The sequence below is a fragment of the Oceanospirillum linum genome (assembly GCF_001995095.2).
GTDB classification, from domain to species: domain Bacteria; phylum Pseudomonadota; class Gammaproteobacteria; order Pseudomonadales; family Halomonadaceae; genus Oceanospirillum; species Oceanospirillum linum.
In genome coordinates this window covers 408,764-426,399 of sequence record NZ_MTSD02000002.1, presented here as the reverse complement: position 1 = coordinate 426,399, position 17,636 = coordinate 408,764, and the positions used below count along the sequence as shown (strand labels likewise).

At 49.3% G+C, this 17,636-nt stretch carries 18 protein-coding genes and 1 tRNA gene; 13 read left to right on the top strand and 6 right to left on the bottom strand.

What is annotated here, in order from left to right; all coding sequences use genetic code 11:
• Window position 1: 1 nt before the first annotated feature.
• From BTA35_RS07100 to hisA, 10 genes are all read left to right on the top strand, one after another.
• Window positions 2–1,636, top strand: a complete 1,635-nt coding sequence (locus tag BTA35_RS07100; RefSeq protein WP_078319113.1) for a type VI secretion system contractile sheath domain-containing protein — start codon at window positions 2–4, stop codon at window positions 1,634–1,636.
• Window positions 1,636–2,127 carry a type VI secretion system tube protein TssD gene (tssD, locus tag BTA35_RS07095; protein ID WP_078319112.1) on the top strand — a complete coding sequence of 164 codons (492 nt, stop codon included), beginning with the start codon at window positions 1,636–1,638 and terminating at the stop codon, window positions 2,125–2,127. The genes BTA35_RS07100 and tssD overlap by 1 nt, the downstream gene beginning before the upstream one ends.
• 19 nt (window positions 2,128–2,146) lie before the next feature.
• Window positions 2,147–2,569 (top strand): GPW/gp25 family protein, encoded by a 423-nt coding sequence (locus tag BTA35_RS07090; protein ID WP_078319111.1) that lies wholly within the window; start codon window positions 2,147–2,149, stop codon window positions 2,567–2,569.
• Window positions 2,570–2,655: 86 nt separating this feature from the next.
• Window positions 2,656–4,380, top strand: coding sequence for a type VI secretion system baseplate subunit TssF (gene tssF / locus BTA35_RS07085; RefSeq protein WP_078319110.1), 1,725 nt, complete (start codon window positions 2,656–2,658; stop codon window positions 4,378–4,380).
• A complete protein-coding gene (tssG, locus tag BTA35_RS07080; RefSeq protein WP_139363635.1) occupies window positions 4,377–5,345 on the top strand; it encodes a type VI secretion system baseplate subunit TssG in 969 nt (322 codons plus the stop codon). Before tssF ends, tssG begins: the two co-directional genes overlap by 4 nt.
• A 13-nt stretch (window positions 5,346–5,358) precedes the next feature.
• A complete protein-coding gene (locus tag BTA35_RS07075) occupies window positions 5,359–6,711 on the top strand; it encodes a TAXI family TRAP transporter solute-binding subunit (RefSeq protein WP_078319108.1) in 1,353 nt (450 codons plus the stop codon).
• A gap of 51 nt (window positions 6,712–6,762) precedes the next feature.
• A complete protein-coding gene (locus BTA35_RS07070; protein WP_078319107.1) occupies window positions 6,763–7,626 on the top strand; it encodes a hypothetical protein in 864 nt (287 codons plus the stop codon).
• A 43-nt stretch (window positions 7,627–7,669) separates the two neighbouring features.
• Window positions 7,670–9,646: an MFS transporter gene (locus BTA35_RS07065; protein WP_078319106.1), complete on the top strand. Its 1,977-nt coding sequence runs from the start codon at window positions 7,670–7,672 to the stop codon at window positions 9,644–9,646.
• A 33-nt stretch (window positions 9,647–9,679) separates the two neighbouring features.
• Complete coding sequence (locus BTA35_RS07060) at window positions 9,680–10,678, top strand: ABC transporter substrate-binding protein (protein ID WP_139363634.1); 999 nt, start codon at window positions 9,680–9,682, stop codon at window positions 10,676–10,678.
• 111 nt (window positions 10,679–10,789) lie between these two features.
• Window positions 10,790–11,551 carry a phosphoribosylformimino-5-aminoimidazole carboxamide ribotide isomerase gene (gene hisA / locus BTA35_RS07055; protein WP_078319104.1) on the top strand — a complete coding sequence of 254 codons (762 nt, stop codon included), beginning with the start codon at window positions 10,790–10,792 and terminating at the stop codon, window positions 11,549–11,551.
• A gap of 87 nt (window positions 11,552–11,638) precedes the next feature.
• On the opposite strand, the gene BTA35_RS07050 is transcribed toward hisA, so the two are convergent.
• From BTA35_RS07050 to BTA35_RS07025, 6 genes are all read right to left on the bottom strand, one after another.
• On the bottom strand, window positions 11,639–12,709 hold the full coding sequence (locus tag BTA35_RS07050) for a 3-deoxy-7-phosphoheptulonate synthase (RefSeq protein ID WP_078319103.1): 1,071 nt from the start codon (window positions 12,707–12,709) through the stop codon (window positions 11,639–11,641).
• 180 nt (window positions 12,710–12,889) lie between these two features.
• On the bottom strand, window positions 12,890–13,213 hold the full coding sequence (locus BTA35_RS07045) for a TusE/DsrC/DsvC family sulfur relay protein (protein ID WP_202931218.1): 324 nt from the start codon (window positions 13,211–13,213) through the stop codon (window positions 12,890–12,892).
• 10 nt (window positions 13,214–13,223) lie between these two features.
• Entirely contained in the window at window positions 13,224–13,514 is a 291-nt protein-coding gene (tusB, locus tag BTA35_RS07040; RefSeq protein WP_202931202.1) for a sulfurtransferase complex subunit TusB, read from the bottom strand.
• 35 nt (window positions 13,515–13,549) lie between these two features.
• Window positions 13,550–13,906 carry a sulfurtransferase complex subunit TusC gene (gene tusC, locus BTA35_RS07035; RefSeq protein ID WP_078319101.1) on the bottom strand — a complete coding sequence of 119 codons (357 nt, stop codon included), beginning with the start codon at window positions 13,904–13,906 and terminating at the stop codon, window positions 13,550–13,552.
• A 2-nt stretch (window positions 13,907–13,908) separates the two neighbouring features.
• A complete protein-coding gene (gene tusD / locus BTA35_RS07030; protein ID WP_078319298.1) occupies window positions 13,909–14,301 on the bottom strand; it encodes a sulfurtransferase complex subunit TusD in 393 nt (130 codons plus the stop codon).
• A 177-nt stretch (window positions 14,302–14,478) separates the two neighbouring features.
• A complete protein-coding gene (locus tag BTA35_RS07025; protein ID WP_078319100.1) occupies window positions 14,479–15,144 on the bottom strand; it encodes a Bax inhibitor-1/YccA family protein in 666 nt (221 codons plus the stop codon).
• Between the two features lie 145 nt (window positions 15,145–15,289).
• Here BTA35_RS07025 and BTA35_RS07020 point away from each other — a divergent pair.
• From BTA35_RS07020 to BTA35_RS07010, 3 genes are all read left to right on the top strand, one after another.
• Window positions 15,290–15,380 (top strand) — tRNA-Ser (locus BTA35_RS07020).
• A gap of 420 nt (window positions 15,381–15,800) precedes the next feature.
• Entirely contained in the window at window positions 15,801–16,505 is a 705-nt protein-coding gene (gene hda, locus BTA35_RS07015; RefSeq protein ID WP_078319099.1) for a DnaA regulatory inactivator Hda, read from the top strand.
• Window positions 16,506–16,655: 150 nt separating this feature from the next.
• Window positions 16,656–17,570: a sensor domain-containing diguanylate cyclase gene (locus BTA35_RS07010; RefSeq protein WP_078319098.1), complete on the top strand. Its 915-nt coding sequence runs from the start codon at window positions 16,656–16,658 to the stop codon at window positions 17,568–17,570.
• Window positions 17,571–17,636 lie beyond the last annotated feature (66 nt).

Here is a 17,636-nt window from a genome sequence, read left to right as displayed (position 1 = left end):
GATGGATTCCCGTAATGCTCTTATCGCATCCTTGATGATCAGGCCTCAGGAGCAGGAAGCTCAGTTGCCCTGTCGGGTGCTGTTTGCCGGTGCGTATGCCGGTAATGTTCAGAATGATGCGTTAATATTTCGTCAGATTCGCCTCAATGTGCAGAAACCTGAACAGGCAATGTACGAGTTGGGGTGTGCTGTAGATTTCTCTGTCGTGATGCCTGAATGGCGTGAGCCTTATGAGATCAGAACACTTGAAGATTTTCACCCGAGTGCTCTGATTCAGCGTTCACCACTTCTGAATTATGCAGTGAACCTGCGGGATCAGCTGCTTGCGGATACCTGCCCTGCAGAGTCTCTGTTGGCTGAGGCAAAGGCTTTTCTGGAGCGTTACTCCCCGCTGGAACCTGCGCAGCAGGCAGATGACTTTCTCTATGCTGATCTGGAAGTTTGTTTGACGGATCTGCTTAGCCAGCTTCTGCACTTTCCGGCATTTACTCAACTTGAGTCTCTCTGGCGGCAGCTGTACGCACTTTGTGAGTCTGTGCGTTATCACAATGCCAGTGATATCGTACTGTTGAACTGCAGCAAGGCTGATTTAGTCGATGACCTGGCTGGAGAAATGATTCGCAGCGAGCTTTATGAGCGAGTGTACAGTCATGAGTTTGGCCAATTTGGTGGTCAGCCCTTTAATATGCTGGTTGTTGATTTCTACATGGAGCAGACGGAGCAGGATTTGCGCCTGCTTCAGACCTTGTCAGATATAGGCTGCAGTGCGCACTTGCCGGTTGTTGCCCCTGTTTCACCGCAATTTATCGGTTTTAATGGTTACGAACAGCTGCTGGGGCAGTCGCTTGATGAGTGGTTTGAGAACCCTCGTTTTATGCCCCTGCATCGGCTTGCGGAGCAAGCGCGCAGTCGCTACCTGTTTCTGGTGCTGCCTGATCAGGTTACCCGGGCCCCTTATAATGGTAGTTTTTCCGGTTTTTTCTTTCAGGAGCAGGTTGATGCAGATGGTTGCTCCTTACTGTGGGGCAGCAGTTGTTACTCTCTGGCGGCTACAGTACTGAATACCTTTGATAATCAGTCGTCTTTTAGTCAGATGACCGGCAGTTTTTATGGCCGGGAGTTGCTGCATAAACCCTGGCAAGACCCGATGGCAGATATGATGCTGTCTCCTCTTGAGGTCGATCTTCCGACATCACTGGTAACCGATCTGTCCCGGCATGGCTTCTGCGTGTTATCCGCTCTGCCGGAAGAGAACTCCAGCTATTTTCCCCAGCTTAACAGTCTCCACCAGCTGTCCCTCAGTGGCGATAAAGCCGTACCCGATGCACAGCTACCTTATCTGCTAACCATTTGCCGGGTCGCTCATATGATGAAGCGAGTGTTCCGTGAGCAGATTGGCTCAATGGATGAGCCGGAACAGTTACGACAGAAGCTTGAACAGTGGCTTAAGAGTTTCGTGGTTGATCTGGAGTCACCGGCACTGGATGTCATGATGAAAAAACCTTTTCGTCAGGCTGGCGTTATTCTTCGTAGAGCGGAAGGTTGCCTGATGGAGGTGCGCTTACAGCCGCATCTGCGTTATATGGATGAGCGTTTTCAGCTTTCCTTAGATCTTATCCTGCAGGAGGTGGACTGATGGCTCGTCCTGGTTTTATAAGCTTTACCGGCTCTGCTCAGGGGGCGCTGGAAGGACCCGAGAAACAGTTGACTCGTGATGGTCTGAGTCATGTTTTAGTCTTCAGGCATGGTATAGATCTGCCGAGTGCTGATGACAGCAGAGTTTTAGGGGGACAGCCTATGCACCGACCTGTCGAGGTGATTAAGCCTCTGGATAGAATTTCTCCTCAGCTTTATCAGGCACTTTGCGAGCGGGAAGTGCTAACAAAGGTCGTGCTGTTCTGGTGTCATTTTAACAATAGCGGGACATCTGAGCTGCTTTACGAGATAGAGCTTAAAAATGCCCGGCTTGTTTCATTGCAACCTGTGATGCCGGATCTGCTGACCAAAGGCCAGGAAGATCACCCTTATTGTGAAAAAGTGAGCCTCTTATATGAATCTGTAAGTTGGCGTTACGGGCCCTCTGCTGAGGTCGAGTTTGAAGCCCGTAATGAGGCAGGTAAAGCATGAATAAAGTAGGGCGGGTGCGATGAAGGCTGGCTTACTCAGACGTCTGAATGATGATGTTTTGCAGGGTGATATTGAGGCCTTAGCTGCCCTTCTCGCGTTGCAGCTGCAGGATCTGCTGAATGTGAGAGCCGGCTCCTGCCTTTCCAACCTGGAGCTTGGATTGCCGGCGATTTCGCCGGTTCAGCTACAGGGCGATACGGTTCAGTCTCAACGATTGGCAAAGGTGATTCAGCTGCAGGTTTCCCGTTTTGAACCAAGGTTACAGCAATCAGAGGTGGTCGCCGAAGGGGATAAACAGGGCGTCATGTTATTCACCCTGAAGTCATTTTTTGAGCAGAGATATGAACGCTACCAGGCTAAATACCAAATTCGGATCGATAGTGATAGCCGGGTTGCTGTTTTGTGTACGGGGCTACAGTCCATTGGGCCTGCCCATCGTTGAGTTGTAAGAGTGTTTGGCTTACTGGCAGGACCACAGGTATAGCCTAACCCGATAAGAACAGTGGGTCTGAAATAAGAAGAGTACTTATGGCAAAAATTGATCGCCATTATCAGGATGAATTAAACCGCCTGCATGAGATGGCTGCTGAGTATGCAGAGTTAAACCCGTCACATGCTGGTTATCTGGCCTCTGCCGGAAATGATCCGGATGCAGAGCGGATTCTGGAGGGTGTTGCTTTTCTGACCGCCGGACTCCGTAGTGAGCTGGAAAAAGATCAGGCTCAGTTGTTACAGAATGTGCTGCAGGTTGCATCACCGGATCTGTTACGCCCTCTGCCATCGATTACTCTGATGCAATTTAAAGGGCGGCCAGCGCTCAAAGAGTTACTGACTTTACCTGCAGGTACTCCTGTTGCCGGTAAAACTCCTCAGGATGATAGCATCTGCGAATTTCGTACCCTGATGGCTTCAGGTGTATTACCCCTTGAGATCAGAGACGCATCGTTCCGTAAATCCCGGGAGAAAGAAGCAGGGGCAAGTTGCCTGAGTGTGAGTTTCCGCTTTACCTTTGGAGATAGTCTTTATCTGGCAAACAAACCTCTGGCGATCTACCTGAATACAACCCAGGGCGTTGCCGCCAGGATGCTCGATGCGCTATTACAGCATTGTGTTGGTTCCGCCGTAGTCTGGCCGGGTCAGCAGGTCGAACCTATGGAGCCCCCTGTCTGGAATACCGATCTTATGCAGTGGGCCTTTTTAAGTGATGATCAGCCGGAACTTCCGGCGCAGCGCCTAGCCCGTCGTTATTTCTCTGCCCCGGAGTTAGCTCAGGGCTTTTGTTTCCGGTTGCCGGAGTCGGCGGCTGAACAGTGCGCTACTGAGTTCAGCGTAAACTTCTATTTTGACTCGTCTGCAGACTGGCCGAAAGCCGATCTGGCAAAAGTGCTGCGGCTGAATGTCGTTCCTGCCGCGAATTTGTTTATCCGTGATGCACCTCCCAGAGTTCGGGACCTGCGACAGGTTTATATGCCGTTGGCACCCCGGAAGCGGGATGGTGAATTTCTTTGTGTATACGGTATTGAACAGGTTTCCGGACAGTATCGCAGCGAGCCGGAAAGTCATCTCTATTTGCCTTTCTGGCGACAGACCTCAATGGATGCACTTCGCTACCAGGAGCAGTTATCTGCTCACCCAGTAACTGATGAACTGGAGCTCTCTATCGCTTTGGGAGGTGGAGAACGTGATGAGCAGGAGGTGATTAAGGCTCGTGTTTACTGCACGAACGGGGCCGATGCCAGTACGATTCCGCCGGGAAGGGTTGCCGACTATATCTCTGGTTCGCCGGAGCTGGTTCAGTTTGAAAACCTGACAGCCCCAACGCCTTATCGAAAGGCGCTCTCGTCGGAGCAGCAATATTGGCAGGCCGTGCGCCAGTTAAGTGGCAATCTGATGGGGCATCTGACAACGGATCGTTTACATGCGGCTCTGAAAGAGTTGGTGATGCAGGCGAGTCCTGATCGAGCCCGTCAGCAGATTAATATGAAAAAAGTCGATGCTATTCAATCGGTTGAACTCCTGATGACAGATCGTCTGGTTTCCGCGATGTCGGTACGGGGCTATGAGGTCAGCCTTGTTCTGGCTGGCGATCATTTCTCTTCCAAAGCCGAGATGCACTTATTTGCCCGATTGCTGCAGCAGTTTTTTATCAGTCTGGTACCGGTGAACTATTTCTGTTTGCTTAAGGTGACAGATCAGCAGACCGGTGAAGTACTGCAATGGTCACCAATGCTGGGTAGGAAGCCGCTGCTGTGATACTTGATGACCTGTTAAATCATGGCCACAGATACAGTCTGTTGCAGGCGTATCGCTTACTAATGCAGCAGTTTGGATCTCAGGTACGGATTGATCTTGAGCCTGCTTTGGGGCTGGACAGTGCCCGGAGTGTGATTGAAAAAATTGAGCAGGTATCGGCATCTCATTTCCGAATAGAGCTGAATATTTTCAATCTGTACGGTCGTAATGGCGCTCTGCCTGCTTATATGACGGACTATCTGATGCAGTCAGAGCAGCAGGAAAAAGGCGGGGCAAGGACGTTTCTGAATCTTCTGAATCAGCGTATTTACCAGATACTGATTCAGACCCAACAACGTTCAATGCTGGTTTTCCAGGAAAAAGATGACCTGGAAAACCGCTATTACGACCGTTTACGTGCGATGGCGGGAATATCCGATGCGAGCCAGGAGCCTGAAGGTGGTCTGTTAAGGTATTTCCGTTTACTGACATCGCCTTATCGCTCTGCTGCTGGCCTTGAAGTGCTGCTGAGTGACTTTTTAGGTGATGTGCCCGTAAAGGCGCGGCAGTGCGAGTTACGACAGGTTTCTCTTTCCCGCCAGGCGCATTTAAAGCTGGGGCAGCAATCAGCAGGGCTTGGTGAAGGCTCCTTGCTAGGCAGCCGTATGCCCGAAGCGATCGGCAGTTTTGTCCTGGTTGTTGGGCCTGTGGCTTATCGTCGTTTTGATCAGCTGATCAGTGATAAGGAACAGTGGCGGCAGCTCCGGGAACTGATTCGTCTTTATTTGCAACAGCCCCTGCGATGTGAGCTTGAATTTTTACTGGATTGTACCGGTATGAATCAGAGTGTCAGAGATTCATCACAGATCACTTCTGGCCTAAATGGTTGGGGGCGCCTGGGCAAAAATGCCTGGTTACTGAAGCCTGATTTTACTGCCATAGATGGCTCGTCTTATCAGTTACAAGCCCGAATAGCGTTGGATTAATTTGGAGCATCCTATGTTGAGCTATCGTATGAAAAATATGATCAGTTGGTTTCTTCTGGCGATTGCTGGAGTACTGATCCTGTACTGGGGGTATCAGAAAAGCCATGAGTCTAAAATGATCCGTATTGCTACGGCATCAAAAGGCGGATACTACTACCAGTACGGCACGCTGTTAAAGCGCTATATTGAGAAAAAAACCGACTATACAGTGCAGCTGTTGGTAACCCGGGGGTCCGTGGATAACCGGGGGAAACTACTGGCAGGTGAAGCTGACTTTGCCATTGTCGGGACAAATTCCGTGTCTCTGCAGAACCTCTATATGGTTGCTCCTCTGTGGCGGGATTATATGCACCTGGTGGTGCGTAAAAACAGTGACATCAGCTCCTTGGCTGATATGGCAGGTAATAGTATTGCGCTGGGTAAACCGGGCTCCGGTTACCGGGCTCAGTCGATGAAAGTGCTGGATCATTTTGCACTGGAGGCAGAGCAGTTTCGCAGTAATGATGTCTATTTCACTCAACTGTTAAGCGATGCTTCACTGGAAGGGGCCATCGTGACAACCGGTTTGCTTAACCCTGACCTTAGGCAGGTGATGGCCAGTGGCTTGTTCAGGCTGGTATCACTGGAGGGTGCCGAGGGCTATGCTTTGAATCACTCTCAGTTAACAACCGCGAAAATACCTTCTGGTGTATACAGCACTGTAGCGGGTCCGGCTCCGGCTGAATCGGTGGAGACAATCGTGACCTATGCTGTTATGGCAGCCCGTCCCGGCCTTCCTGAGAAGATGGTTCAGGCCGTGCTTGATCAGCTTAATAGCGACCAGGTTCGGGCTGATGCTCCGGTCATGTTGGATATTAACCCTACTGAAGACCCTGTATTACGTTATCTGCCGCTGCACTCCTTGAGTAACCGCTATTACAATCCGTTTGTGGGTCTGGATAATTTTTCCCGATTGCTGGGTCAGATCGCTGAACACAAGGTGCTAATACTTGAGGGCCTGATCATTTTTGTTGTGGTCGTGGTGCAGTTAAGCCAGTTGCGCCGCCGACGTATTGAGCAGGTTCGGGTTAATCTTGCGGCTGAACTGGAGTCTGTTTTCCGCCAGACCGTTGAGATTGAACGTAATCAGAAAGATGCCCGGGACTGGCGTCTGCTAAAACAGTATTTAGTTGAAGTGATGCGCCTTAAACAGCAAGCGGTAACCCTGGTTCAGGGGTCGGAACTGGCAGAATCTATGCTATTTCTGAGCACTATCCAGCAATGTGCTGATGTGATGCGTCAGCTTGAGTGGCGTTTGTCGGCGATGCAATTGAGTGAAGCGGCCCGGCAGGAAGTTGATGCTGCCCGCTCCCTGGTTTCTGAGTAATCTGAGCTCGATAAGAAGGCGAGTGTTATCGGGATGAGAGAAGAGGCTTCTATGGCATCGTTGACAACTGAGCAAGACGGAGCAGGCACTGAGGGCTCCCCGGAGGAGAAGGCTATTCCCAAGGGTGGCTCTCTGATGGGGCGGCTTGGTTTAACACTGGTATTTGTATTGCTCTTTAGTGTTAGCCTGAGTGCTCTGCTGGCATATTTTAATTTTGAGAAACGTCACCGAGAACTGATCAGCTCACGCTTACAGGTGATGTTGGATGAAGTTCGTCTGGGTATCGACTATGGAACGGGACTCGGGCTTCCGGTGAGCAGCCTGACAGAAACCGGAGAGCAACTAAAAAACCTGGTTAAGGCTGATTCTGCTATTGATAAAGCCGTTGTTTATTCAGCCCAAAAGCAGCGTTTGTTTCAGGCGGGCTCAGGCGATCTTACCGGCCTGATTCCTCCGGGCTGGTTTCAGCAGGTGGTGGATGAATCACCGGATTCAGGTGCCCATCTTTTGATTCGGGAAACAGATGACTATCTGTTGGTGGCTGAGCCACTTTTTAACACCTTTAATGTTCAGTCCGGCATTGTTGTTCTGGCATATAGTCGAGGTGCCTATCAGGCTGAAAATGCAATGCTTATGAAGCAGCAAGCCTGGCAATCGGGCCTGGGTGTTCTGATTAGCGCTCTGGTTGGTTTGGGTTTTTTATGGCTGATGATGCGACGCTTGCGCAGGCAAATCCTGCGTTTGAGCGGAAGCCTGGATCTCCAGCTGCAAGGAGGCGCTACTCCTGAAGATGCGTCTGATGTTAATGCTTTACAGCCGCCGGACGAATTGGAAGCCCGGTTCCAGCTATTACATGACCGCGTGCAGGAGGCACAAAAAGCGTCATCGAATCCCAGCGACTCCCGGCAAAAGTAATCATTACTGTTAGGGTTCGTTGGCAGAGGAAGTAAAACAATTTATGAAGCGTATCTCTCTGTCAGGCAGTGTGGTGTTTATAGCGGTACTGGTGATTGTAATGGGTACTGCTGTTAGCGCCGGGATCTCTCTTGGGCTGATCAAAGACTCTCTTAAACCCGCTCAGCAGGTAAAAGCAGCCACTGTGGCCCAGTCCGCAGACCGGTTAGTATTGCATCTACTGGATCAGGGGGTTCCACTGGGCCGCTTTGGTCGAATGGATCAGGTGCTTGCCAGTCGTTTAAAAGGGCATGCTGACCTTGAGTATCTGGCTATCTATCAGCCTGATCAGAATCGTATTCTTTATCAGGCGCAGGCGGATACGACAGCATTGTTGCCCCCTGTAACCTCTCTTATGATGGCAGAGAAGCAGTTTGCTCTTTATCGCTATCCTCTGATGCAGAATGGTCAGCAGATCGCTGAGATTTGGGTTGGTTTTGATCCCGGCTTTATGGCTCAGGTATTTGAAGAGATTGGCTATGATATTGCGACTATTTTAGTTGTGACCCTGCTGCTGGCCATGGAACTTCTGATGTTTATCACCACCTATCACATTAAGACCCCTATGCTGGGTATCCATACTATGTTGGATAAGGTGGCGGAGAAAGACCTGCGTGAGGTGGTTTATTTCCCTGGGAAAGATGAGTTATCTCACTTAGGAAACCGTGTAGCTGCCGCCATGGGGAGTATGACGACCCGGCTCAGGAATGTGGCTCTGGGAAATGGCTATCAACTACCGGAAGGAGAGCCCAGACGAGTCGGTCTGACTCGACTGTCCTTTGTGCGGCCACCACTCTTTTTGGTGATTTTTTCTGAATCAATGTCACTCTCTTTCTTCCCGGCCTACGTCAATGCACTCTATGAGCCGATTGCGGGTTTATCTCCGACAATGGTGGTCGGTTTACCTATCTCTGTTTTTATGCTGGTTTGGGCTTTATCTTTACCTGTTGCAGGGCAGTGGTCGGATAGTGTAGGTCGCAAGAAAGCTTTTATGGTGGGGGCAGGGCTCACTGCTGTAGGACTTTTGTTAACAGCCTGGTGCGATAATCTCTGGCAACTGCTGATTGTGCGCTCCATTACAGCTGTGGGCTACGGCGTTGTCTTTATTACGGCTCAAGGCTATGTAACGGACAATACTACGGTTGAGAACCGTACAAGGGGAATGGCGATGTTCCTGTCCGGCTTTTTCTCTGGTTCTCTTTGTGGTGCTGCGATTGGCGGTATTCTGTCGGATCGCATCGGGTTTGAAGCGACCTTTATGCTTTCGGCGACCCTGTCTCTGGTTTCGGCTGTTTTTGTTATGCAGTTCTTTGAAGCTAAAGAGAAAGACCCGGATGCGCCGCCGCCAGCGGTTTTATCTTTCAGCGATTTTACGACACTGCTGACGGATAAGTACTTTCTGCTGATCACGTTTCTGTCGGCTATTCCTGCGAAGCTGTTGCTAACGGGATTTCTCTATTATGCCGGACCGGTTTATCTGAATGAGCTAGGGGCAAACCAGTCTTCTGTAGGGCGCATTCTTATGGCTTACGGTCTGGCTATTGTGCTGATCTCTCCCTTGAGTGCCTGGCTGGGGGATCGGCTGAAGAATAAGAGTGCTTTTATCATGTTTGGCGGCGGTTTATCTGCGCTGGCGCTGTTTGCGGTTTATCTGATTCCCGGGGTTTACGGCATGTTTACCGGAGTATTACTGCTAGGGGTTGCCCATGGTGTAGGGGTTTCACCTCAGTTATCACTCCTGACAGAGAAAGTGAAATTAAAAAATGGGCTTACCTTGGGTAAGACTATCGGAATTTTCCGTCTGACAGAGCGGATAGGGAATATCGCCGGGCCATTGGTGGCGGCAACGCTGATCAGCTTTATGGGGTTCCAGAACTCTTTCCTCTGGCTCTCCTCTGGCGTGGCTGCCAGTCTGATATTACTTGTGGTTCTTTATTCTATGTTCCGTTCAATGGATCAGCGGCAGTTACAAGAGGTATAGCCAGTGTTAGGATTTAATGTTTTCAGCAGGGCCTTGCTTGCAGTTGTTTTTATGATGTCGGGCCTGGTGTCTTCTGTTTGGGCTGACCAGACATCAGTGATTAAGCCGGTGAAGCAGGTTTATATGGTGCTCTGGCGAGGTGTGACGGAAGCGGAGCGGGGTTTTATGGATTCGATGATGAACCGGCCGGAACCTGTCGAGTTTGTTATTCGAAATGCCGGGAAAAGCCGCCAGCAGGTTGCCTTGATTCGTCAGGATATTCTGCAGCGCAAACCAGACCTGGTTTATAGTTTTGGTACGACGGTGACCTCTATCCTTGCAGGAGCTGAATCCGCTACTCATTCGGATGATGAGTATATTCGCTCGATTCCGCTGGTATTTAATATTGTTGCTGACCCAAAGGGGGCGGGTCTTGTATCGGACTATCAGGCGCCGGGGAGGAATGTGACAGGAACATCTCATCTGGTACCGATGGCGACTCAGGTTGCGGCTATGCAAGAGCTTGATGGTATTGAAAAGGTTGCGGTGATTTTTAATGCTAAAGAGAAGAACTCTCTGCTTCAGGTTGAAGCGTTGCAGAGTGCCTGTGATGCAGCAGGGATTGACTTGGTTCGCTTCCCGTTACCGAATGCAGATGAGGCAAAAGCGGACGATTACTTTGCCGCTTTTGCTCGCTTTATTACGTCTGAGGGGGCCGATATCACTTATTTGCCATCAGACTCATTCCTTATTTCAAATGCGAAAACCCTGGTGAACGTCAGTCATGGTGCTGGTGTTCCTGTCTATTCAGCAACAGAAGGGCCAATCCGTAAGGCTGGTGCCTATATGGGACTGGTGAGCCGTTACTATAACGTAGGGCAGTTTGCGGCTTATAAAGCCCATCAATTACTGTTTGAAGGGCGGCAGGTTTCTGAGGTTCCTGTTGAAACGCTTAAACGCTTTAGTTTTATTGTGAATATGGATTCAGCGAAAGCCCTGGACCGATATCCGCCAGTGACGATTATGCAAACAGCTGAAGTCGTTAAGGATTAATTTCTGTTAGAATAGCCCGCTTTGTGCGGGCTTTTTTCTATGGTTGCTATAGATCAACTCCATGTGTGAACGACCCGTAAAAACTCTCCTTAAACCACTTGAGGTAAGGCTTTGACTCAGTTTCGTCCGTGTATCGACCTGCATCAGGGGCAGGTTAAACAGATCGTAGGTGGCAGCCTGAACGAGCAAGGGGCTGATACAAATTTTATCAGTGAATATAGCAGCCGTTATTATGCTGAGCTGTATCGTGAGCACCAGTTGATGGGAGGCCATGTGATCGCCTTAGGTCCGGGCAATCAGGAGGCTGCTCTGGCTGCGTTATCAGCCTGGCCCGGAGGCTTGCAGTTCGGTGGCGGTGTGAATGCGGGTAATGCTGCGTCCTATCTTGAGGCTGGCGCTTCCCACGTGATTGTAACCTCCTATCTGTTTGAAGGTGGACAGTTCAGCTGGGAACGGCTGGCAGAGATTAAGGCGGTAACGGGTAAGGAGCGTTTGATTTTAGACTTAAGCTGTCGGAAAACGGCTTCAGGGTGGAACATTGCCACAGACCGTTGGCAAACGGTTACGGAGTTGGCGGTGGACCAGCATACGTTACAGGCTTTAAGTGATCACTGTGCTGAGTTTTTAATTCATGCGGCGGATGTGGAGGGGCTTCAGAGTGGTATTGATGAAGATCTGGTACGTTTGCTTGGGGCTGCAAGCCCGATTCCGGTGACATACGCTGGAGGAGCCCGTTCCCGGGAGGATCTGGAGCGGGTGCATGAGCTTTCAAACGGTGGCGTCGATCTGACCATTGGCAGTGCGCTGGATATTTTCGGTGGCCACGGTATAACGCTGGATGAATGTATCCAGTGGAATCACCAGCAAGCATAGTTAAAGCGGCAGCCCGTAATAAAAAGCTCTGGCGGAGACAACTCCGCCAGAGCTTTTTTGCTTTTCAGTCCGATATATAAAAAGCGGTTAACGACGCTCAGGTAGTGCTGGGCGTAGTTTTTCTGCCATCTTCAGCAATGTTTCTTCTGTGGTATCCCAGTCTATACAGGCATCTGTAATGGAAACGCCATACGCCATCTCGTCCCGGTTTGGAGACATTTTCTGATTGCCCCAGCCGATGTTGCTCTCAATCATCAGGCCGACAATCGATTGATTGCCATCCAGAATCTGGTGGGTGACATTTTCCATAACCAATGGCTGTAGTGCCGGATCTTTATTGGAGTTTGCATGGCTGCAGTCGATCATAATGTTCTTCGGCAGTTTAGCCTTTTCCAGATCCTGCTCACACAGGGCGACACTGACTGAGTCGTAGTTGGGCTTGCCATTACCACCACGAAGAACCACATGGCCATACTGGTTGCCTTTTGTTCGGATCACGGCAACCTGACCCGCCTGGTTAATACCCAGGAAGCTATGAGGATGAGATGCCGATTGCAGTGCGTTGGTTGCGACTTCCAGGCCGCCATCTGTACCATTTTTAAAGCCGATTGGCATCGACAGGCCACTGGTCATTTCACGGTGTGTCTGAGACTCTGTGGTACGAGCACCAATAGCAGACCATGCGATAACATCCTGCAGATACTGAGGTGAAATCGGGTCCAGAGCTTCTGTTGCCAAAGGCAGTCCCATTTCGGCCAGATCGACCAGAAGTTGGCGGCCAATATGCAGACCCTCTTCCAGTTGGAAAGAATCATCCAGGTGCGGGTCGTTGATCAGCCCTTTCCAACCAACTGTCGTGCGCGGCTTCTCAAAATAAACACGCATGACGATATACAGGGTGTCACTGACTTTGTCGGAAAGAGCTTTCAGGCGTTTTGCGTAGTCTTTGGCAGCATCAATATCATGGATAGAGCAGGGGCCTACAACAACAAACAAGCGCTGGTCTTTACCGTCAAGAATATTTTGAATAGTCTCACGACCCTCAACCACCGATGCACGGGCAGGATCCGTTAAAGGAATTTCTTTTTTCAGTTCTTCCGGGGTGATCAGGACATCCTGAGACACCACATTGACATTCGTCAGACGAGTTTTAGGCATCTGAAATCGTATCCTATGTTAGCTTTATGAATCGTTTAGGGTTTTATTATTAAGTTATTGTTCTTAATAGAATATTGTTTTTAACGGCCCAGTGATAGGGGCTAAGCCTATACTTTGGGTGATAAATTGAATATCTATTGTTTGTTCGTATTTCTCTGGCATTTTTCAGAATGAACTGCCTCAAAGACAGTTGGTAGGTTTGGGAAGCCCTGCCAGCTTACTGGCCATTTTGGCCGGGCTTTCTCCAAAAAGCTGCATCAGATAAATGCTTTTAGCTTTCTCCTTGCCCAGGTTAAGTCCAATATATTTCACCAAAGGGCGCATGGCAGGCGAGAGCTCAAATTCCTGATAAAACCGGCGCAGTAAATGAATAACCTCCCAGTGGGCCTCTGTCAGTTCCAGCCCTTCCTTCTCGGCCATCTGTTCTGCGACCTCCGGCTGCCAGTCTGAAAGTTGCTCCAGATAGCCTTCATCATCTAAAGGAATCCGCTTATTTCCAGTCATCAGCATAAAATTAAAACCAGCTGCAGACAGAGTCTGCCTGTTCTGTCAGTTCAACGAAGCCTGAATAATCTACGGGCTGGCACTGCCCGGTCAGCAGACATGCACTCAAACCGCGTGCAGCGGCATCGTTCTGGAGTACAAAGTAGCTAAGATCATCGCGCAGCCGTTCTTTGAAGGCAGATGTTGCGCCGTAGACGCCATCCTCGATAAAGAGCACGCTATCGCCACTACTGGCGCTGTAAAGGCACTCCTGCAAGGTGTTACTCGTTGATGGTGATTTATTAACTGTATGTAAAATCATCTTTAGATTCGCAAAACTATGGCGTTATTGGACGCTTAAAAATTAAAAACCTGACGATGGCTGTTCAGAAGTTTCTGCAGGCTAGCCTGGCTGATAGATTGACACTCGAAATCCAGCAGATTTGCCCTCAAGCCCCGCTCGCTCAGGCTTTTTTCACAAACAAAGACCTGATCGATATCGTACATCGGCAGGGCTTTCATCATTGCCTGAGTACCTTTTTGCTCAACCTGATCCGGCTGTTGATTACTCAATAACTGATAAACACCATCCCCCATAAAAAGCAGTGTTGCCTGCTGGCCGAACGCTGCACCAACCAGCGCCAGGTCAATTGCTTCTCTTGCCCAGGATGTACCGATGGGAGGTTTACGGAAGATAATCAGTAGTTCGGACATTCTCAGGCTCCAAAGGTAATCAGTTTGTCGCAGTTAATGCTGGCATCAATAAGCTGGCCCAGACCTGAAAGAGTGTATCCTTCGGCCAGGTTATAGGACGATTTGCTGTACCGTTTGGCTTCTTTCTCATCCAGAAGGCCGCGCCGGACTGCCGCCGCGATACAAACCACTAACTCAATTCCGTGCTCGCTGGCCAGGGTCTGCCATTGTGTTGGCACATTAATTTCATCCTGAGGGGGCGTCACCAGTGCTGAACTGTTGTATACACCATCGTGGTAAAAGAAAACCCGCTGAATACGGTGTTCACGTTTTAATAGCGCCCGGGCAAAATGCAGTGCGCTGAGGGAGGCCTGGTCACTGTATGGGCCGCCATAAATGGCAATACTGTAGTTCATTTCATTACAACTCTTCATCACAACTCTAAAAATTGCAGCACCGGATTTTCTTAGCCGGATAACCTTGGCCTCTGATGTCTGTCTTTTGGCTTGTCGCTATATCGGGGATGACCCCAACGGGCAGAAACAAAAACGCCCTGCAGTGCAGGGCGCTTAGTATAACGTATTCAGCCTGTTTTAGTCGTCTCCACTTAGCGCGCCAGTCAGGTGGAGCAGGCTCATAAAGAGGTTATAGATGGAGACATATAATCCGATGGTCGCCATAATGTAGTTACGCTGCCCATCATGTACCAGTTGGCTGGTTTCATACAGGATTGCAGCGGAAGCAAAAAGTACGAAACCGGCTGAGATCATCAGACTTAAGCCGGGAATACTGAAGAAAAAGCCTGCGATCATGGCACCGACCAGTACTAGGAAGCCGACAAACATAAAGCCGCTCAGGAAGCTGAAATCTTTTTTCGATGTCAGGGCATAGCCTGAAAGTGCCAGGAAAATGACAGCGGTGCTTGCTAATGCGGTCGTGACAACCTGCCCGCCGTTTGGCAGAGACAGGTACATGGAAACGACAGGGCCAATCGTGAAGCCCATAAAGCCTGTAAAGGCAAATGCACTGACAAGACCCCAGATGCTGTTCTGAGTTTTATGGGTTAAAAACATCAGGCCATAAGCACCGATCAGAAAAACAAAGATATTCATGCGACCGAGCCCCATCGCCGCCGAAATAAACGCGGTGAATGCGCTGAAAGCCAGTGTCATGCTCAGCAGCATAAAGGTGTTACGGATAACCTTATTAACAGGGACTGCAGAGGTCGACCCGTAGGTATTGTATTCTTCGATAGCCATTGAATAGCTCCTCTAATTCTTCGTGGTCGTCATTAAGACCTATTCTGTCTGTTTATGTTCAAAAGTTAAAGCCTTGTATAACCTGAGAAAAAACATGAAATGTCTATTGACGAAAAAAAATATTTGCGTATCATATGCGCCAGCTGGAGGGATGGCTGAGCGGCTGAAAGCACCGGTCTTGAAAACCGGCAAGGGTTAATAGCCCTTCCAGGGTTCAAATCCCTGTCCCTCCGCCATTTTTATAAAAAACCTGCTCTTTTTGAGCAGGTTTTTTTTTGCCTGTAGCTCGGGTTCATCCTAGGTTATGGTTTGGGGTTCTTTGAGTTAGAATCTGCTACCATACAAAAGCATGTTCAAAAGGAGTTGCTTGCTATGGATAAAGATATTTCACCGTGCTTCCCTTTTTGGGTAAAGCTGCTTTGGGTTATTGCCAGTGCGGCTCTTTTCTACCGGCTTGGGGTTGCTGCAGGCTGGTTCTGAATCTTTTCTGAAGCTTAATGAATGATGTTTTCACCAGCCTGAACCTGGATTTGATACAATTCATGCGGGACAACTAACTGCTGATTGCTGTATAAATGAACAAGAGGCTTTCTTTTGTTCTGTAAAGCAGCTAATTTACTCCTCATGATGGGTTTTTAAAGGTAAGTCATTGAAATATGGCTGATTTTCAAGCTTCACAGCTATCATTAAGTATCGGTCTAAGAGACGATGCTACGTTTGCTAACTTTTTTCCGGGAGATAATATTTATCTTCTGGAGGCTCTGTGTTCGCTTCTTGAAAGTGGCGGCGAGACATTTCAGTATATCTACGGGCCTCAGGATTCAGGCAAAAGCCATCTGTTGCAAGCCCTTTGTCACCAGGCCGATGCTTTAGGTTTCCGCTCTGTATACCTGCCTTTGGACGAACTTGCCCTTCTGTCCCCGGAGCTATTGGAGGGGCTGGAGACGCTGGATCTGGTTTGTATTGATGATCTTCATTTAGTCGCTGGCCGGGCCAAGTGGGAAGCCGCACTATTTCATTGCTTTAACCGTTTGCGTGATGCCGGAAAAGTTCTGGTGATCTCTGCAGATGCCCCTCCCTCGAAGCTGGGGGTGAAGCTACCTGATCTTTCGTCCCGTTTGGCGTGGGGTATTACTTCTGCTCTGCACAAGCTTGATGACGAACAAAAAATAATGGCTTTTAAGCTGCGTGCTCACGAGCGGGGACTGGAGCTGACGGATGAGGTTGCGCGCTATATATTGCACCGAAGTCCAAGAAGCTTGCGTGAATTATTCGATATGCTGTCGGTATTAGATCATGCATCTCTGATGGCTCAAAGAAAGTTAACAATACCCTTTGTGAAAGAGACTCTGCGCTGGTAGTTTTGTTTTGGATGCAGGTGTTTGCCTTGGCTTATTTGTCTTGTTTTATCGGATTAAGACAAAGCGTTACCTTTTGCTGCTTTTATTGAGAGGGCGTTGGGGTTATTTTCTTAGTCTTACCGATAAGAACAAAGGTTTAAGGAGAGTGCGATGATGGCTGTTTCAGATCAACTTGTCGGGGCTGCTATTGCTCAGTCCCGGGAGTTGTTGTTATTACTTGACCCGAAAAGCCTGAGTTTTATTTACAGCAACTCTGCCGCAGAGACAGCTTTGGGTTATGAAAGTGGTGAAATTTGCAGTCTTTCCCCCCATGATCTGTTCCCGGAATTTACTGCGCCAGAGCTTAATGCAATTCTTGATAATCTTTCCGTGGATGTAAACAAGCACTCTGTGATGAACACTGTTCTGGTGTCTAAGCTGGTAGGTCTGCGTGACTACTATCTTCAGCTGCAGGGGGTTGAGCTTGACCAGCAAGAGGTGATTCTTATCTCTGGTCATGATGTTACTGAACGCATGGCTGAGACAGATCAGGTGCACGAGATGCTGGCTGAGGCCCAGATGGACTCTATGCTGGACTCAGCAACAGGGCTTATGCAACGCGTTTATTTCCTGCCTTACATGAATAATGTGATGATGAAGTCACACGAAACCAAGAAGCCGTTTGGTCTTATGTTGCTGGATCTTGAGAATATGCCGGAAATTAATGAGCTGTATGGTCAGCCTGCCGGTGAGCGTGTTTTCCTGCATATTGGTCAGATTGTGAAGCGTGTGGTGGAAGTTCCCGAATATGCTGCCCGTTTTTCAGGGAAAAAAATCTGTCTGTTATTACCTATGGCAACGAAAAAGTCGGTTCAGGATTTGGTGTCTCACCTGATGCGGGCCATTGCCCGTCTCTACTATCCGGAATGGCCGGAACTGAAGGTTAAGGCGCGTATGGGTATCTATTTTGGCAGCCCTACAGTTGATCCTGAGGTTTTGCTTGAGCGGGTAGGTACCGATTATCGTGATCGCAGACTGGAGGCCGATGAAGTGCTGACACTGCTAAATCCGAGTCTCGACCCCTAGGATATTTACCCATTAAGCCTTTTGTGCTTTCAGGAACCAAGTGTTACTTATCGGAATAAAAAAGCG